The organism is Oceanobacillus sp. CF4.6 (assembly GCF_051262635.1).
Classification (GTDB): domain Bacteria; phylum Bacillota; class Bacilli; order Bacillales; family Amphibacillaceae; genus Oceanobacillus.
The window spans coordinates 226,403-241,120 of sequence record NZ_JBIMEX010000005.1 but is presented as its reverse complement, the minus strand read 5'-3'; the positions used below and the strand labels follow the sequence as shown (position 1 = coordinate 241,120).

The 14,718-nt window shown below is 37.4% G+C and carries 15 protein-coding genes; 8 read left to right on the top strand and 7 right to left on the bottom strand.

The annotated features are described in order from the left end of the window. Window positions 1-196: 196 nt before the first annotated feature. Together ACHABU_RS10645 and ACHABU_RS10640 are read right to left on the bottom strand one after the other, a co-directional pair. Window positions 197-1,570 (bottom strand): ammonium transporter, encoded by a 1,374-nt coding sequence (locus ACHABU_RS10645; protein WP_435764819.1) that lies wholly within the window; start codon window positions 1,568-1,570, stop codon window positions 197-199. Window positions 1,571-1,591: 21 nt separating this feature from the next. Beyond that, window positions 1,592-1,933 (bottom strand): P-II family nitrogen regulator, encoded by a 342-nt coding sequence (locus ACHABU_RS10640; RefSeq protein ID WP_435764818.1) that lies wholly within the window; start codon window positions 1,931-1,933, stop codon window positions 1,592-1,594. Window positions 1,934-2,327: 394 nt separating this feature from the next. On the opposite strand from ACHABU_RS10640, the gene spxA reads away from it, so the two are divergent. The 4 genes from spxA (at window position 2,328) to pepF (ending at window position 7,053) form a co-directional block, all read left to right on the top strand. Next, window positions 2,328-2,723 carry a transcriptional regulator SpxA gene (gene spxA, locus ACHABU_RS10635; RefSeq protein ID WP_087973298.1) on the top strand — a complete coding sequence of 132 codons (396 nt, stop codon included), beginning with the start codon at window positions 2,328-2,330 and terminating at the stop codon, window positions 2,721-2,723. 446 nt (window positions 2,724-3,169) lie between these two features. Then, the gene (gene mecA / locus ACHABU_RS10630) at window positions 3,170-3,862 is read left to right on the top strand and encodes an adaptor protein MecA (protein ID WP_435764816.1); all 693 of its coding nucleotides are present in this window, start codon (window positions 3,170-3,172) and stop codon (window positions 3,860-3,862) included. Between the two features lie 83 nt (window positions 3,863-3,945). Continuing rightward, window positions 3,946-5,139 carry a competence protein CoiA gene (locus ACHABU_RS10625; protein WP_435764815.1) on the top strand — a complete coding sequence of 398 codons (1,194 nt, stop codon included), beginning with the start codon at window positions 3,946-3,948 and terminating at the stop codon, window positions 5,137-5,139. Window positions 5,140-5,241: 102 nt separating this feature from the next. Further along, window positions 5,242-7,053 (top strand): oligoendopeptidase F, encoded by a 1,812-nt coding sequence (gene pepF, locus ACHABU_RS10620; protein ID WP_435764814.1) that lies wholly within the window; start codon window positions 5,242-5,244, stop codon window positions 7,051-7,053. 50 nt (window positions 7,054-7,103) lie between these two features. Here the strand turns inward: pepF and ACHABU_RS10615 are convergent, their stop codons facing one another. The 4 genes from ACHABU_RS10615 to ACHABU_RS10600 all read right to left on the bottom strand — a co-directional run bounded on the left by ACHABU_RS10615 (window position 7,104) and on the right by ACHABU_RS10600 (window position 9,812). Beyond that, window positions 7,104-7,280, bottom strand: coding sequence for a hypothetical protein (locus ACHABU_RS10615; RefSeq protein WP_435764813.1), 177 nt, complete (start codon window positions 7,278-7,280; stop codon window positions 7,104-7,106). Window positions 7,281-7,858: 578 nt separating this feature from the next. Further along, window positions 7,859-8,752, bottom strand: coding sequence for a ClpXP adapter SpxH family protein (locus tag ACHABU_RS10610; RefSeq protein WP_435764812.1), 894 nt, complete (start codon window positions 8,750-8,752; stop codon window positions 7,859-7,861). 18 nt (window positions 8,753-8,770) lie between these two features. Beyond that, a complete protein-coding gene (locus ACHABU_RS10605) occupies window positions 8,771-9,157 on the bottom strand; it encodes a globin (RefSeq protein WP_435764811.1) in 387 nt (128 codons plus the stop codon). Between the two features lie 82 nt (window positions 9,158-9,239). Further along, window positions 9,240-9,812 (bottom strand): CYTH domain-containing protein, encoded by a 573-nt coding sequence (locus tag ACHABU_RS10600; protein WP_435764810.1) that lies wholly within the window; start codon window positions 9,810-9,812, stop codon window positions 9,240-9,242. 139 nt (window positions 9,813-9,951) lie between these two features. Here ACHABU_RS10600 and ACHABU_RS10595 point away from each other — a divergent pair, with 139 nt between their 5' ends. Genes ACHABU_RS10595 through ACHABU_RS10585 form a run of 3 tightly spaced genes read left to right on the top strand, consistent with a single transcriptional unit; the run spans window position 9,952 to window position 12,317 of the window. Continuing rightward, the gene (locus tag ACHABU_RS10595) at window positions 9,952-10,560 is read left to right on the top strand and encodes a GTP pyrophosphokinase (protein ID WP_435764809.1); all 609 of its coding nucleotides are present in this window, start codon (window positions 9,952-9,954) and stop codon (window positions 10,558-10,560) included. Between the two features lie 28 nt (window positions 10,561-10,588). Beyond that, the gene (locus ACHABU_RS10590; RefSeq protein WP_435764808.1) at window positions 10,589-11,395 is read left to right on the top strand and encodes an NAD kinase; all 807 of its coding nucleotides are present in this window, start codon (window positions 10,589-10,591) and stop codon (window positions 11,393-11,395) included. 19 nt (window positions 11,396-11,414) lie between these two features. Then, entirely contained in the window at window positions 11,415-12,317 is a 903-nt protein-coding gene (locus tag ACHABU_RS10585; protein WP_435764807.1) for an RluA family pseudouridine synthase, read from the top strand. Here the strand turns inward: ACHABU_RS10585 and prpE are convergent. After that, a complete protein-coding gene (gene prpE / locus ACHABU_RS10580; RefSeq protein ID WP_435764805.1) occupies window positions 12,301-13,041 on the bottom strand; it encodes a bis(5'-nucleosyl)-tetraphosphatase PrpE in 741 nt (246 codons plus the stop codon). The genes ACHABU_RS10585 and prpE overlap by 17 nt on opposite strands. A gap of 229 nt (window positions 13,042-13,270) precedes the next feature. On the opposite strand from prpE, the gene mgtE reads away from it, so the two are divergent. Beyond that, window positions 13,271-14,650, top strand: a complete 1,380-nt coding sequence (gene mgtE / locus ACHABU_RS10575; protein ID WP_435764804.1) for a magnesium transporter — start codon at window positions 13,271-13,273, stop codon at window positions 14,648-14,650. Window positions 14,651-14,718 lie beyond the last annotated feature (68 nt).

Below are 14,718 nucleotides of genomic sequence, written 5' to 3'. Positions count from 1 at the left end.
GAAGAGAGGCATAGGTGAGACACTGAAATGCGTCAGCATGAAGGGGCTCACCAGCCGCCCGTGGAAAGCGCAGTGTATTTCCCAGAGCGGTCGCCGAAGTTACTTATACTACTTCGCATTTTATCTCAACTCTGCAATGCTTAAAAAGCAATAAACATTATGAAAACAGCCTTATTTCTACCCAGGTTAGATTACATTAAGAAGTTTTCTTAGCATTAACCAATGGAATGTCACTATTTAAACGATCAGCTAACGGAATACTTCTTGAAGTTGTCATGTCGTCACTATCCAATAGGCTATCTTTGAAGTTGTATGCATTTGATCCATGCTCTGCAAAGTCCAAACCTGAAATTTCTTCTTCTTCAGATACACGTATCGGAGAGACTTTATTAAGTAGGTAAGTGAAACTTCCGATAGTAAGAGAAACCCACGCAATTATTGCAATTACCCCTGTAGCCTGTATACCTAATTGGGATAAACCATTACCATAAAACAATCCTGTTGAAGTAGAGAATAATCCAACCGCTAATGTTCCCCAAATACCACAAATTCCGTGTACTGCGATAGCACCTACTGGATCATCAATTCTTAATTTTGTGTCTAAGAAACGAATGCCTTCAACCAACACGACACCAGAAATAAGTCCGACTATAATTGATCCCCCAAGTGAGATTTCTGCACATCCTGCGGTAATACCGACGAGTCCACCTAGAACACCGTTCATGGATAAAGAAGCATCAACTTTTTTAAAACGCAGCTTTGTATACAAGGCTGAAGAAATTAGTGCAGCTGATGTGGAAAGTAAAGTTGTTCCGATAACCATCGGTACAAGTGAAGGATTAGCAGCAAGTGTACTACCACCATTAAACCCGAACCAACCTAACCATAGAATGAATACACCAAGTGCACCTAGTGGAATGTTATGCCCTTGGATAACGTTAACTTTTTTGCCGTTGTACTTACCAAGGCGAGGTCCAAGAATTAGAACGACCATAACTGCTCCAATAGCACCAGTTAAATGCACGACAGTTGATCCTGCAAAGTCACTGAAACCGATAGCGGTTAACCAACCATCGCCTTGCCAAATCCAATGTCCAACGAATGGATAAATAACAGCAGTCATTGCTGCAACAATTAGTACGTAGCTGCCTAATTTAATTCTCTCTGCAACAGCACCAGAGATAATTGTCGCACAAGTAGCTACAAACATTGCCTGAAAGACAAAGAATCCGATGTCCTCCACTCCGCTAAGAAGGAAACCATCAACACCGACAAATGAGCCAGCAGAAGTTCCGAACATAATTCCATACCCAACAATAAAGAAGAGCAATGCTGCCAGACTAATTGTTATAAAATTTTTCATTAAAATATTAAGTGTATTTTTCGACCTTGTGAAACCTGATTCTACCATAGCAAATCCAGCATGCATAAAGAATACGAGCACTGCTCCAAGCATCACCCATACCATATTAATGGATAGTTCCAACGATTCTACTGTCGGTGCAGCAGCATAAACAGGTGTCGCAATAAGGGACATAACGAAGAATATCAATAAACTTTTCTTTAACATAAAAATTTCCCCCTCAATTTTTTATAAAACTGCTTCCATTCCACGTTCTCCAGTTCGAATACGAATTGTTTCTTCAATAGGATAAACAAATATTTTTCCATCCCCGATATTACCTGTTTTACAACTTTCGATGATGATATCGATAATTTCATCCAACCTCGTATCTTCCACGACCATTTCTACTTTTAGCTTAGGAAGTAGTTGGATATGGAATTCGGTGGATCGGTAAACACCTGTTTGTCCTTTTTGCTTTCCTGTACCAGCTACTTCAGTTACTGTTAGACCGCCAATTCCGATTGCAGAAAGATTATTTCTTAATGTCTGGAATTTCTCCGGTCGGATAATTGCCTCAATCTTTTTCATTAATATTCCACCCTTTCATTCATGTTAGTTTTCCTAACATCTTTAGTTATGTTAATTATCATAATAGTTAATTTAATTATTTGCAAGCTTTTTTTGCATATTTTTAGAAAATTCAGAAGTAAACGTTTACAAAGGTGGACGATTTTTTCTTCGGATTTTTTTCATTTAGAAGGTTTAATTGAAATTAAAGTGGGGTATCTTACATAGTAAATGGTGATAAGATATATAAAAAATTATTAAATTACCTTATTATTCTAGAATATCCTCTACCTTTTGATTGACAAATGTAGTATAATTATACATATGGGTAATTTAAACTTATTTTAATTTAATAAGCTAAATGAGGTGCTCTAAAATCAACATAACACACTTAAAAAATGAGGAGTGAAGTTCCATGGTAACACTTTATACCTCACCTAGTTGTACTTCTTGCAGGAAGGCAAAAGCATGGTTGGAAGAACACGACATTCCGTTTACAGAGCGTAATATTTTCTCGGAACCATTGACACTTGACGAAATTAAAGAAATATTGCGTATGACTGAAGATGGTACGGATGAGATCATTTCAACAAGATCAAAGGTTTTCCAAAAACTGGATGTCAATATTGAACAATTACCGATGAAAGATCTGTTCAGTCTGATTCAAAAGAATCCAGGGTTACTTAGACGTCCAATTATTTTGGATGAGAAACGTCTGCAAGTTGGTTATAACGAAGATGAGATTCGCAGATTTCTACCTAGAACTGTACGTACTTTTCAGTTGCGCGAAGCTCAAAGGATGGTTAACTAACCGTTTCTTTGAAAACGTATCTAAAATTAACATAATAAGACGCATGTTCCTAATGGAACTGCGTCTTTTCCTTTTTTTGTAAATAGATTTCCATTTATTATATTAGATTTTTAGGGTGACAAATCCGTGGGAATGGTTTACAATATCTTACTAACTCTTCCTATATATTCGTAAGAAAAAAAAGGTGATTTTTTAATCCACTTTTATAGGCATATTAATTTCCAAGGTGCAGTACACTATCATACAATAGTGGTAAGAAGATAAGTAGAGATGGTTAGAGTTATATGATTAAGGGTAAGAAATAACTATAAAGAGATACTGTTTTTAACAGATAATAATGGTGAAGTTGTCTCTTCCATCTAAACTGTTTTTCCTTAAAAATAACGTCAAGAGATGCTTGGAAGGACGAAACAGCTATTTTTTAATTTGAAGGGAGAGAATTAAAAATGGAAATAGAAAGAATTAATGAAAATACAATTAAATTTTATATTTCGTATATGGATATAGAAGATCTCGGTTTTGAACGTGAAGAAATCTGGTATAATCGTGAACGCAGTGAACAACTTTTCTGGCAAATGATGGACGAAGTTAATTATAAAGAAGATTTTAATCCGGATGGCCCTTTATGGATTCAGGTTCAGGCAATGGATAAGGGGCTGGAAATAGTAGTTACAAAAGCGAAGGTATCGAAAAACGGAGAAAATCTTGAACTGGATACAGAGGACGGTAATAGTCTTGAACTCCCAGTTGATGAGAAAATCGAAAGTTTACTCGAAGACAAATTTGGTAAAAATGTTGCTGCTGAGAGTGATGATAATGAAATGTTAGATGATGATAACTTGTGGGTTATTGTTGAATTCCAAGACTTTGAAGATGTGATTCAACTAAGTCACTATTTCCACGAACTATCTGACTATGGAGAAGAGACGCTATACCATTATAAGGAAACGTACTATTTGTATATGGAATTTTCTCACGATGTGCTTGATGATCATAAGCAGGAAGATGTAATCAGCCAGGTGCTTGAATTTGCTAATGATTCTGATGTATCGGTTCATCTGTTAGAAGAATACGGCAAGAAAATCTTCGAAACAGATACATTTTCACAAGTGAGAACCTATTTTCCGGTTGAAGTGTAGACATTCTAGAAAAGAATGTCTATTTTTTTTGCAGGATTTTATATATTTCTGTCGAATAACTTATGTAGACGGAGGTGGTTATTATGCTGCAAGCAGTAAATAAAAATGGAAGGTATATCACGCTTGCCACAATGAAACGTGAAGTTGTTCAGAATCTTAGAAAGGGAGGAGAAAGATTTTATTGTCCTGTATGTAAAAGTCCTGTAATTATAAAGGCAGGAAATCAAATGATTGCGCATTTTGCTCATCAATCAAGCTTAGATTGCCTCTCACGTGAAGGAGGAGAAGGCATAGAACATGAGCATGGGAAATTGCAGCTATATGAATGGCTCAGAAGACATAACATGGACGTCAGACTTGAAGCATATTTACGGGAAATTCAGCAACGGCCAGATATCCTGTTATCTGTAAATAACAAGCAAATTGCTATCGAATATCAATGTGCACGAATAGCGACGGAAGAAATACAAAAACGGAACAGAGGGTATAAAGCCGCCGGGATTTTTCCGATTTGGATTGTCGGTGCGAATCACTTTAGACGTTACAGTGCAAATAGCTTCAAATTGGATCAATTCACAAGGCAATTCATCCACCAGCACACTTCAGAAACTCCATCGGTATTATATTACTTTCACCCCTACACTTCGCAGTTTTCAACGATTCAAGATATTTTTATAGTCAAAAATACGACGGCTGTTGGCAAGATAACTGTCACAGCACTTCATAAAATGAAATTTCCTGATTTATTTCACTTGAATATATTCTCGGCTAAGGAAAAATTAAAGTTATGGTTGAAAGAGAAGCGACAATTCAGGTTGAGACCAAGAAATAAGTTATATGGTGATGAACTCACCTGGAGTAAATGGTTATATTATAAAGGGCTCCATCCTCAGATTATACCATCTGCAATTCATCTTCCAGTTCACTCTCAACATCTCATGAAATCCCCATTATGGAATTGGCAGAGTAAAATCGTTCTAGAAATCATTGTTCCTTTGCCTATTGATGCAACATTTAGTATCGATCTGTGCATACATTTATTAAAAAATCAGATCATTAGCAATGCTGCATTCCCGCTGATTGCTACAAGTACAAATCCCATAGAACAATATTTGAATCTATTGGAACAACTAAATTACGTACAAAGCGTCTCTACTGGCATCTATCAAAAAAAGCGACAATTCCATTTTTATAAAAATGTTGAAGATGCAATAAAAGGTGATGAACAGCTTCTTGGAAAATTAACTTTCCAAAACTTGGGCAAAATACAAGCATGAATCCAAAGTATTTCGTTATACTAAATATATACGCTGTATTTTAAAGGAATTTTTACAGAAATCTAGAAATAATAGTATATAGAGATAAAGGAGGAATTTTTCATGACAAAATCAACAAAGGAATTACCTAAACGAAGTGAGGTACCATTGTATTCCACTTGGAGATTGGAAGATATCTTCACAACAGATGAAGCATGGGTAGAGGAATTAAAGAAATTACAACAGGATATTCCAAAAGTAGAACAATACAAAGGGAAGTTATCCGAATCCGCCGATAGCTTATATGAATTGCTAAAGCTTCAGGATGAGCTTTCGGAACGTCTCGGTAGGTTATATACATATTCACATATGCGATATGATCAGGATACAACGAATTCCCATTACCAAGGGTTAAACTCACAAGCTGAAATGGTTCTAACATCGGCGGGTAGTTCAATGAGCTATATTGTGCCGGAAGTACTTCGTATGGATGAAGACAAAATCAAAAGCTTTTTGAAAGAAAAAGAAGCGTTGCAAATGTATAAAAAAGTTTTGGATGAAATCAATCGCCAGCGTCCACATGTGTTGAGCGAAAAAGAAGAATCCCTGCTTGCTGAAGCTTCTGAACCAATGGGAAGTTCTGCACAAACATTCGGTATGCTGAATAATGCAGACTTGACTTTCCCGTCCGTTAAGAATGAAGATGGAGAAGAAGTGGATTTGACACATGGAAGATACTCCACGTTCCTAGAATCAAAAGACCGTCGTGTGAGGGAAGATGCTTTCAAAGCTATGTATGAAACATATGGTAAATTTAAAAATACATTTGCTTCGACATTGACAGGTAATGTAAAAGCACATAATTTCGATGCAAAAATCCGCAATTATGAATCTGCCCGCCAATCTGCATTGGATAATAATAATATTCCTGAACAGGTTTACGATAATTTGGTGGAAGCAGTAAATGAAAAATTACCGTTACTTCACAGATATACAGAGTTGCGCAAAAAAGTGTTGGGTGTTGATGAACTTCATATGTATGACCTTTACACGCCGCTTGTAAAAGACGTTGAAATGAAGGTAACTTATGAAGAAGCTAAAGAGCATGTTACAAAAGGTTTAGCACCATTGGGAAGTGACTATGCAGAAATTCTTCAAGAAGGCTTTGAAAACCGCTGGATTGATGTGGAAGAAAACAAAGGGAAGCGCAGTGGAGCTTATTCATCTGGTGCATACGGCACAAACCCATATATCCTTATGAACTGGCAAGATAATGTTAATAATACATTTACATTGGCACATGAATTAGGGCACTCTGTTCACAGTTATTATACAAGAAAACATCAGCCTTACCGATATGGGAATTACTCGATCTTTGTAGCAGAAGTTGCTTCAACTACAAATGAAGCATTGTTAAATGATTACCTGCTGAAAAATCTGGATGATGAGAAACAGAAACTTTATATCTTAAATCATTTTCTGGAAGGTTTCCGTGGAACGGTCTTCCGTCAAACAATGTTTGCTGAATTTGAACATGATATTCATGTTAGAGCTCAAAATGGCGAAGCATTGACAGCGGATAAGCTGACAGAAGTTTATTACGAGCTGAACAAAAAATATTTCGGAGATGCTGTTGTTTCAGATGAAGAGATTGGACTGGAGTGGGCAAGAATCCCTCATTTCTACTACAATTACTATGTGTATCAGTATGCAACCGGATATTCGGCTGCAACTGCACTTGCAAATAACATTCTTGAAGACAACGAAGGATCGATAGAAAGTTATCTTGACTTCCTGAAATCTGGAAGCAGTGACTATCCGATAGAAGTCCTGAAAAAAGCTGGCGTCGACATGACATCCAAACAACCGATTCTAGATGCACTCGATGTATTTGAAGAAAAGTTAAATGAAATGGAAAAATTATTATTAGGATAAATAAAAGCAGTGCTAATAAAAGATAGGGGAGCCGGAGTAATCCGGTTCCCCTATCTTGATCTTCTGTAGACCTTTCGGTTTGTCATGGAGTATAAGGTTAGATAGATGGATACAAAAAACAATGGCAACGTAATATAAAGCGGAATGAGTTTCATTAATCCAAGTATATTTAGGAAAAATGCAACAAAAGTCAGTATCAGAAAAAATACAGGATAAAAATCACGCATTGAAATCACTCCAGTATAAGATAATAAACTCTAGAATCACGGTTAAATAAAGAAAACCACTTGAATTCGCAGAAATATAATAATATCCGCGGGAAAAACAGCCTGGAACTACGGAATCCCAATCCTTAAGCAGTTGCCTCTTATCCGAGCAGTAACAAATCAATCGCCTGCCTTCAATCCACCACCCAACTCCAACCTCTAGACTATCATCACCGCTATTAATAGCTAATATATGTTAATAAACTGCGTATTAGAAGTGAACTTTTTGTGAATGTATGCACATAACTCTTGAAAAGATAAGATATTCTTGCTATTATAATAGTGTAAGTTAAATACAAACAAAAACCCCTTTTGTTTGATCATGAAACTTTCTCCCATCCCCCTTTGTATATATACAAAGACGGAATAAGGATATACGCTGCCCCGTATATCCTTTCTTTTTGTCTTTTTTATACTCTTTGATATAAGTATTCTTACTTATAATCACCAACCAATCTTTAGAAAACCGGCTCGATTCTCACCACATAGTGAAGTGAATCCAAAAATTCAAAAAAAATAAGCCCTCCTGAAGGCTTTAATTAACTTATATATTTCCAGAATGATCCATATTTTGCTGGGATCCTTTCGACGATTTGCTGGAATTGAAGTTTTTTCATCTCTTTTTCTGTTTTTGTAAGTGACCAGTCATATACGACTGAAATTTCCTTTGTCGCCACAATTTCATAATGCTCCAGGAATTGTTCTAATGGTGGTTTTACAGAAGGGATTGGTGTGCGCTGCAACATCTCTTTTAAAACAAGTTCATATATATCGTACGGATAAAGTCCGGAAATTTTAATTCCTTCTTCTTCAATAATTTGATTAAAAAAGACAATAGTTGGGATATAGTCAACATCCATTTCCCTGGTCAATTTTAGATCACATTGGAGAGCCTTTTGGGCAGATGGTGAGAAAAGATCTTTTTCAAATTCTTCAATATCCAGTTTAGCTTCCTGTGCACATTGAGTGAGTACCTCTTCTGTAGAGATATCCTGTTTTTTTAGGAATAAATTTTCCTGTAGTTTACGATAAAATAATTTTCCAGCCTTTTTACCCTGCAGTTCCGCAGCTTTGATTGCAAGTGATGCGATCCATGGATAGGTGACAGGATTATCTACCCATAAATCTCCGTCACAGCTCATTCCTGTGCGTTTTGCTGTCTTTTCCCAAATTTCTTTCAATTTTCTCGGTTTATCAAATGCATCTGTATTTAATGAAGTTAAGTGTCCGCTGACAATTTGACGTATGGTGAAAAATCGCCCATATTCAACAGACAGCTTTTTCAAATAAGGTTCAAGTGACCAGCACTCTGCGCAAAGTGGGTCAATAAATACATAAATCTCTATCGGTTTTTGTACATAATCAATATAGCTATAATTGGCCGATGTGTTTGTGTGATTTGAGCTTGTCAGCCCAGTTTGATTCCAACTCACATCGAATTCTCCTTTCTCCTATTCCGGCGTGTTCATCATGTGGTTTGCAGTAAGGGTCAATTTTTCAAATATAGCTGTGCGATAGGGTTCTTCAATTTCGGCTTCAATTAATGCTTCTGCCATACATGCAAGCCAGGCATCTCTTCTTGATGGCGTAATTTCAAACGGCAAATGTCGCCTTCTCATCATTGGGTGACCACGTTCTTCTTCATAGAGTCTTGGACCACCCAAAAATTGGGTTAAAAACAGGCTCTGTTTACGAGCCGTTTCTGTAAGATCTTCTGGGAAAATAGGGATTAATTTTGGGTGATTTCCAACTCGTTTATAAAATGCATGTACGAGTTTGTCTATTGTATCGAATCCGCCAATGGCTTCGTAAATTGTTCCATGTGTAATCTGTTCCATAACAACTCTCCTTCATTATATTGTAGCAACGGATGGATGCTAGGGCAACAAATCTGATTTAGGAAGGTATAGTTAATTATACCTAATCTTTCATGGAATAGAAAAATCTCTCAATTTTATTTGGTGTTTCTCTATTTTGTATATGATGTTCCGATAATATATGTTGAAACATTTGGAGTCCGGTTTCCCTAGTTTTTGCTTCCAGTTCAAATTCAAAATCTTCTTGATCGTGATAGGTGCTGTTATCCAACACAAGTAATACATCCAGGTACTGTATTTCTCTACGTACGGTAGTTAGCTGTCCACAATAAACAAGTTTTTTTAAGGCAATGCCTTTTTCTAGCAGCTGTTTTTCTGTATTTTCTTTTGGGATGATATGACCGTCGAGCCAGCTGTTTGCCTCTTGATCTGTTAGCCAATCATGTGTTTCCAACAGCCCTTCCGGATGTGGTTCTTTTAGAGTTAATTGATATTTTCCTTCCTTTTCCCTTATTCTTAATGCACAGCCATTTTCTTTGAGTAAGAAATCTTTCGTTTCAAAGTAATGGTTTGTTTGTTTTATTCCGGAAAGTGGAAAGGGAAGACTATAAAGCAATCGTTCAAATTCAGCTTTCGTTAATAAGTTCTTATATTCAATTTCTATTTCTTGTGTCATTTTTTATGTCCCCCAAGTTGAAAAAATAGGTTATTATTTATTATGGCTAAATAATAACGTCAATGCAAAGATTAGCCATTTTCATCCTATATGGTAAAATAGGGATGGTTACTATTTGAAAAATATAAGGATGATTTAAATGAATTGGGAAGCTATCCTTGCACCTTATAAACAAGCTGTTGAGGAATTAAAAGTAAAACTGAGGGGAATGCGATTGCAATTTGAATTCGAGTCCAGTCATTCGCCAATTGAATTTGTTACTGGACGTGTAAAGCCGATTCAAAGCATTATTGAAAAAGCAGAATTAAGAAATATTGCAACGGATGCAATTGAGTCGGAAATACAAGATCTTGCAGGGGTTCGCGTTGTTTGTCAATTCGTTGATGATATTTATACCATCGTGGACATGTTGCATAGTCGCAGTGATTTTTCCATTATTGAAGAAAAAGACTACATTGCAAATAAAAAAGACAGTGGATACCGTTCTTATCATATGATCATAGAATACCCGGTAGAAACGATACACGGTAAAAAGATTATTTTGGCAGAGATACAGATACGTACATTGGCCATGAACTTCTGGGCAACGAATGAGCACTCATTAAATTATAAATACGAAGGCAAATTACCAGTACAAGTTCAATCTAGACTTCAGCGAGCATCTGAAGCGGCTTTTAAGCTGGACGAGGAGATGTCCAAAATAAGAAGTGAAATACAGGAAGCACAACGAATTTTTCGTCGGAAATAGAATTGTATTGTTAGGGGAGAGATCATAGATGAAGTTTAAAATTGTTTCAAAAGGTGATGAACGTTCAAATAAGATTAAAGCAACGATGAAGCATTATTTATCCGATTTCGATCTAATATACGATCGAGAGGAACCTGATCTTGTTATCTCTGTAGGCGGTGACGGGACTTTTCTTGAAGCATTCCACCGATATGTTCATCGCTTGGAATCAACTGCCTTTATCGGTGTACATACGGGGCATTTAGGATTCTATACAGATTGGACACCGGATGAAGTGGAGAAATTAATCATCGAAATCGCAAAAACACCTTTCCAAACGGTGGAATATCCTTTGCTAGAAGTTATTATCCGCGCAAAAACAGGCGGAAAAGAAGATCGTTATCTTGCTTTGAATGAAGCGATGATAAAGACTGCTGATGGGTCTTCTGTGGTTTTTGATGTAGAGATCAAGGGAGAGCATTTTGAAACGTTCCGTGGAGATGGTATCTGTATCTCGACACCGTCTGGTAGTACAGCGTATAACAAAGCTCTAGGCGGGGCGATTCTCCATCCATCACTGGAGGCAATCCAAATAACGGAAAATGCATCGATTAATAATCGGGTATTCCGTACAATTGGTTCCCCATTAATTTTGCCAAAGCATCATACGTGTTTTCTTAAGCCAATGGTGGATAGTAGTTTTCTAATTCAAATTGATCATTTTACGAAAAATTATCAAAATGTAAAATCAATCCAATGCCGTGTGGCACAAGAAAGGGTTCGTTTTGCCCGATTCCGTCAGTTTCCTTTCTGGAACAGGGTACGTGATTCCTTCGTAGCAGAAGAAGACAGGTAGAATGTAAGGAGTTATCATGATGAAATGGGTAATCGATAAGCAGCATACAGGAATGATTATCCGGGAATATCTGCAAAATGTTCACGGTTTTTCGAGACGAATCATTATCGCAGTAAAACATGATGGTGGAAGTATTCAAGTGAATGGAATCAAACAGAATGTCCGCTATGAATTGGTTGAGGGCGATGTACTAGAGATTGAGTTTCCGAAAGAGAAGGTTAGTGGGGCGCTAAAGCGTGAGAAAATGAATTTGAATATTGTATATGAAGATGATGCCGTTATTGTTCTGGATAAACCTGCAGGAATGGCGACGATGCCTTCTCAAAATCATTTATCCGGCACAATGGCCAATGGGTTGCTTGCTCATTATGAGCATCATCATAACGAATCTAATACCGTTCATGTAGTTACGAGACTAGATGCGGATACTTCCGGATTGGTCTTAATTGCGAAAGACAGATACAGTCATTCACTACTTGCTGTTTCTCAGAAATCCGGAAAAGTAAAACGTACGTATACGGCGATCGTGGAAGGTATGTTGAATACGGAATCCGGGACGATCAATGAGCCCATCGCCAGGAAACCAGGGTCGATAATTGAACGGGAAGTAAATGAAACGGGTAAACAAGCCGTAACCCATTACTCGAAACAAAAAGGTATTGGCGACCATACCGTAGTTGCTATTGAATTGGAAACAGGTAGAACCCATCAGATTCGGGTGCATTTTTCCTATTTGGGGCATCCATTGGTAGGGGATGACCTGTATGGAGGTTCTTTAACGTTAATGACAAGACAAGCCTTGCATTGCTGTGAGCTCAGCTTCGAGCATCCGATAACAAAGCAAAGAATCCAACTCCAAACAGATCTACCAAAAGATATGCAAGACGCGGTATCACGTGTTAAGTTTAGGGGAAATCATTAAATTTCTCTTCCAGAAGTGGCTGTTTCGATGGAACGGTCACTGTTTTCTCCTCTGGTAGACGGAATGCTGTCAATTGATTTCCAAATACACAACCTGTATCAATATTAATGGTTTTATTGACCATTCTTGGCTCTTTTACTGGGGTATGTCCATATACAATCCAAGTTTCTCCATGATAGTGCTTTGCCCAGTCTCCCCGAATCGGTCGCCCATCAGTATCAAACTCTCCTGAAATATCTCCATACAATACGAACGTTTTTACTTTTTTGTCCGTACGTCCAATCAGATTTTCTTTAATTCCAGCATGTGCTACAATAACATTCAGTTCGGGAACATGCTGGTAAAGGGGAGCCTGTTCGTACAATGTGATAAACTGTTTACTAATAAACTTCTGATCCCGCGTATTCAATGCACGGTATTCGGCAGCGGTTGTTTCCAGTCCGTGTTTCTCCTGAACTTTATTACCAAGGAAAAAGCGATATAATTTATTGCAGTGATTACCCGGTACATAATAAGCTTTTTGCCGGTTCACAACCATGTTATATACAAGCCTGATAACAGCCAATGAGTCAGGGCCACGGTCCGTAATATCGCCAACGAAAGCAGGGATTCTTCCCTCTGGATGAATATAACTATCCTGTTCAAGCATGTATCCCAATTCCAAAAACAGTTCATGAAGTTCATCCACGCAACCATGAATATCCCCAATCACATCCATTTTCATACGATAACCCCTTTCGTTCAGTTGCATTCTGATTCGATTTTATTTATTATAGTTCCGGTAGAAAAGCAAACAATCTCCACATAATATATATCAATATTGTTATCCAATTTACAGGATATTATTTTATTTTACAATGAGAGAAAATGAAATTCGTTTGAAATAGCGACATGAAGGGAAAATATGTAGGAGCATTGTTGTATATGCCAAAGAAGAAAGTAGGGGAAAGAGAATGAAGCAAGACAGCTATGATGAACAATACGAAGAGAAATATAAAGAACTTTTTCAAATTGTCCAAACATCTTTAAACGAAGAAAATATGGAAGATTTCAGGGTAGATTTTCTGGAAATGCATCCATATGATCAAGCAATGTTTTTCAAAGAACAGGAAAAACCAAAAAGAGAAAGTATATATAGTTATTTATCACCTGAAGAAATGTCTGAAGTGATGATCAATATTGAATTGGATGATGTAGCCGATTTTTTCACCGAAATGGATCCACGCTATGCAGCAATGGTCTTTTCGGAAATGCCTGCCGATGATGCGGTGGATGTTTTAAATGAATTGGATAAAGAACAAGTGGCCAGTTTCTTAACCATTATGGATAAAGAAGCTGCTGATGAAATAAAACAATTGCTTCATTATGAGGAGAAAACAGCTGGTAGTATTATGACTACCGAGTATGTCGCGATTTTTAAAGATCAGACAGTGAGAGAAACAATGCAGCTGCTCAAAAAAGAAGCGCCGGACGCTGAAACGATTTATTACTTATTCGTACTTGATGAGGATAAACGTCTTGTTGGAGTAGTATCGATCAGGGACTTAATTGTTGCCGATGATGACGTCATTATTAATGAAATCATGAGTTCCCAGGTCGTCGCTGTTTCTGTTGCCAAAAATCAGGAAGATGTCGCTCAAATGTTCAGAGATTATGACTTTCTTGCATTACCTGTTGTGGATTTTCAAGATCATCTATTAGGGATTATTACAGTCGATGATATTTTGGATGTTATGGAAGAAGAGGCAAGTGAGGATTACACGAGATTAGCTGCGATGTCCGATACAGACAGAAAAGATGACTCGGCATTTACATCAGCGAAGAAAAGACTCCCATGGCTTATTATATTATTGTTTCTAGGACTTTTCACTGCCAGTTTGATTGGAAGATTTGAAGCTACATTGAACCAGGTCGCAGTACTTGCTATCTTCATTCCTTTAATCGCAGGGATGGCAGGAAATACGGGTACCCAGGCATTGGCGGTTGCAGTTAGAGGGCTTGCAACAGGGGAGTACGGGAATCAGGGGAAAATGAAGTTAATTATGCGTGAAGCGGCTACCGGGCTAATCACTGGCAGTATATGTGGTGTACTGATCGCCATTGTTATTTATGTATGGCAGGGAAATCTCTTTCTCGGCTTGCTGGTCGGTTTTTCGATCATGGCTTCGTTGGTAGTAGCCACCCTTGCAGGAGCATTAATTCCTATGATGATGCATAGACTCCATATCGACCCGGCAGTAGCATCCGGACCATTTATTACAACGATCAATGATATTATCTCCATCTTAATTTACTTTGGATTGGCAACAACGTTTATGGGATATTTGGTATAATTTTGACGAAGGGGGCATCTTTCCAGATTGGAAAAGGTGCTTTTTTGCTACCAGATAAGTTAAGTAAT

Bases quoted from the DNA above. Each gene is read 5' to 3' on its own strand.
- ACHABU_RS10645 (WP_435764819.1), bottom strand. From the start codon at position 1,570: ATGTTAAAGAAAAGTTTATTGATATTCTTCGTTATGTCCCTTATTGCG.
- ACHABU_RS10640 (WP_435764818.1), bottom strand. From the start codon at position 1,933: ATGAAAAAGATTGAGGCAATTATCCGACCGGAGAAATTCCAGACATTA.
- spxA (WP_087973298.1), top strand. From the start codon at position 2,328: ATGGTAACACTTTATACCTCACCTAGTTGTACTTCTTGCAGGAAGGCA.
- mecA (WP_435764816.1), top strand. From the start codon at position 3,170: ATGGAAATAGAAAGAATTAATGAAAATACAATTAAATTTTATATTTCG.
- ACHABU_RS10625 (WP_435764815.1), top strand. From the start codon at position 3,946: ATGCTGCAAGCAGTAAATAAAAATGGAAGGTATATCACGCTTGCCACA.
- pepF (WP_435764814.1), top strand. From the start codon at position 5,242: ATGACAAAATCAACAAAGGAATTACCTAAACGAAGTGAGGTACCATTG.
- ACHABU_RS10615 (WP_435764813.1), bottom strand. From the start codon at position 7,280: ATGCGTGATTTTTATCCTGTATTTTTTCTGATACTGACTTTTGTTGCA.
- ACHABU_RS10605 (WP_435764811.1), bottom strand. From the start codon at position 9,157: ATGGAACAGATTACACATGGAACAATTTACGAAGCCATTGGCGGATTC.
- ACHABU_RS10600 (WP_435764810.1), bottom strand. From the start codon at position 9,812: ATGACACAAGAAATAGAAATTGAATATAAGAACTTATTAACGAAAGCT.
- ACHABU_RS10595 (WP_435764809.1), top strand. From the start codon at position 9,952: ATGAATTGGGAAGCTATCCTTGCACCTTATAAACAAGCTGTTGAGGAA.
- ACHABU_RS10590 (WP_435764808.1), top strand. From the start codon at position 10,589: ATGAAGTTTAAAATTGTTTCAAAAGGTGATGAACGTTCAAATAAGATT.
- ACHABU_RS10585 (WP_435764807.1), top strand. From the start codon at position 11,415: ATGAAATGGGTAATCGATAAGCAGCATACAGGAATGATTATCCGGGAA.
- prpE (WP_435764805.1), bottom strand. From the start codon at position 13,041: ATGAAAATGGATGTGATTGGGGATATTCATGGTTGCGTGGATGAACTT.
- mgtE (WP_435764804.1), top strand. From the start codon at position 13,271: ATGAAGCAAGACAGCTATGATGAACAATACGAAGAGAAATATAAAGAA.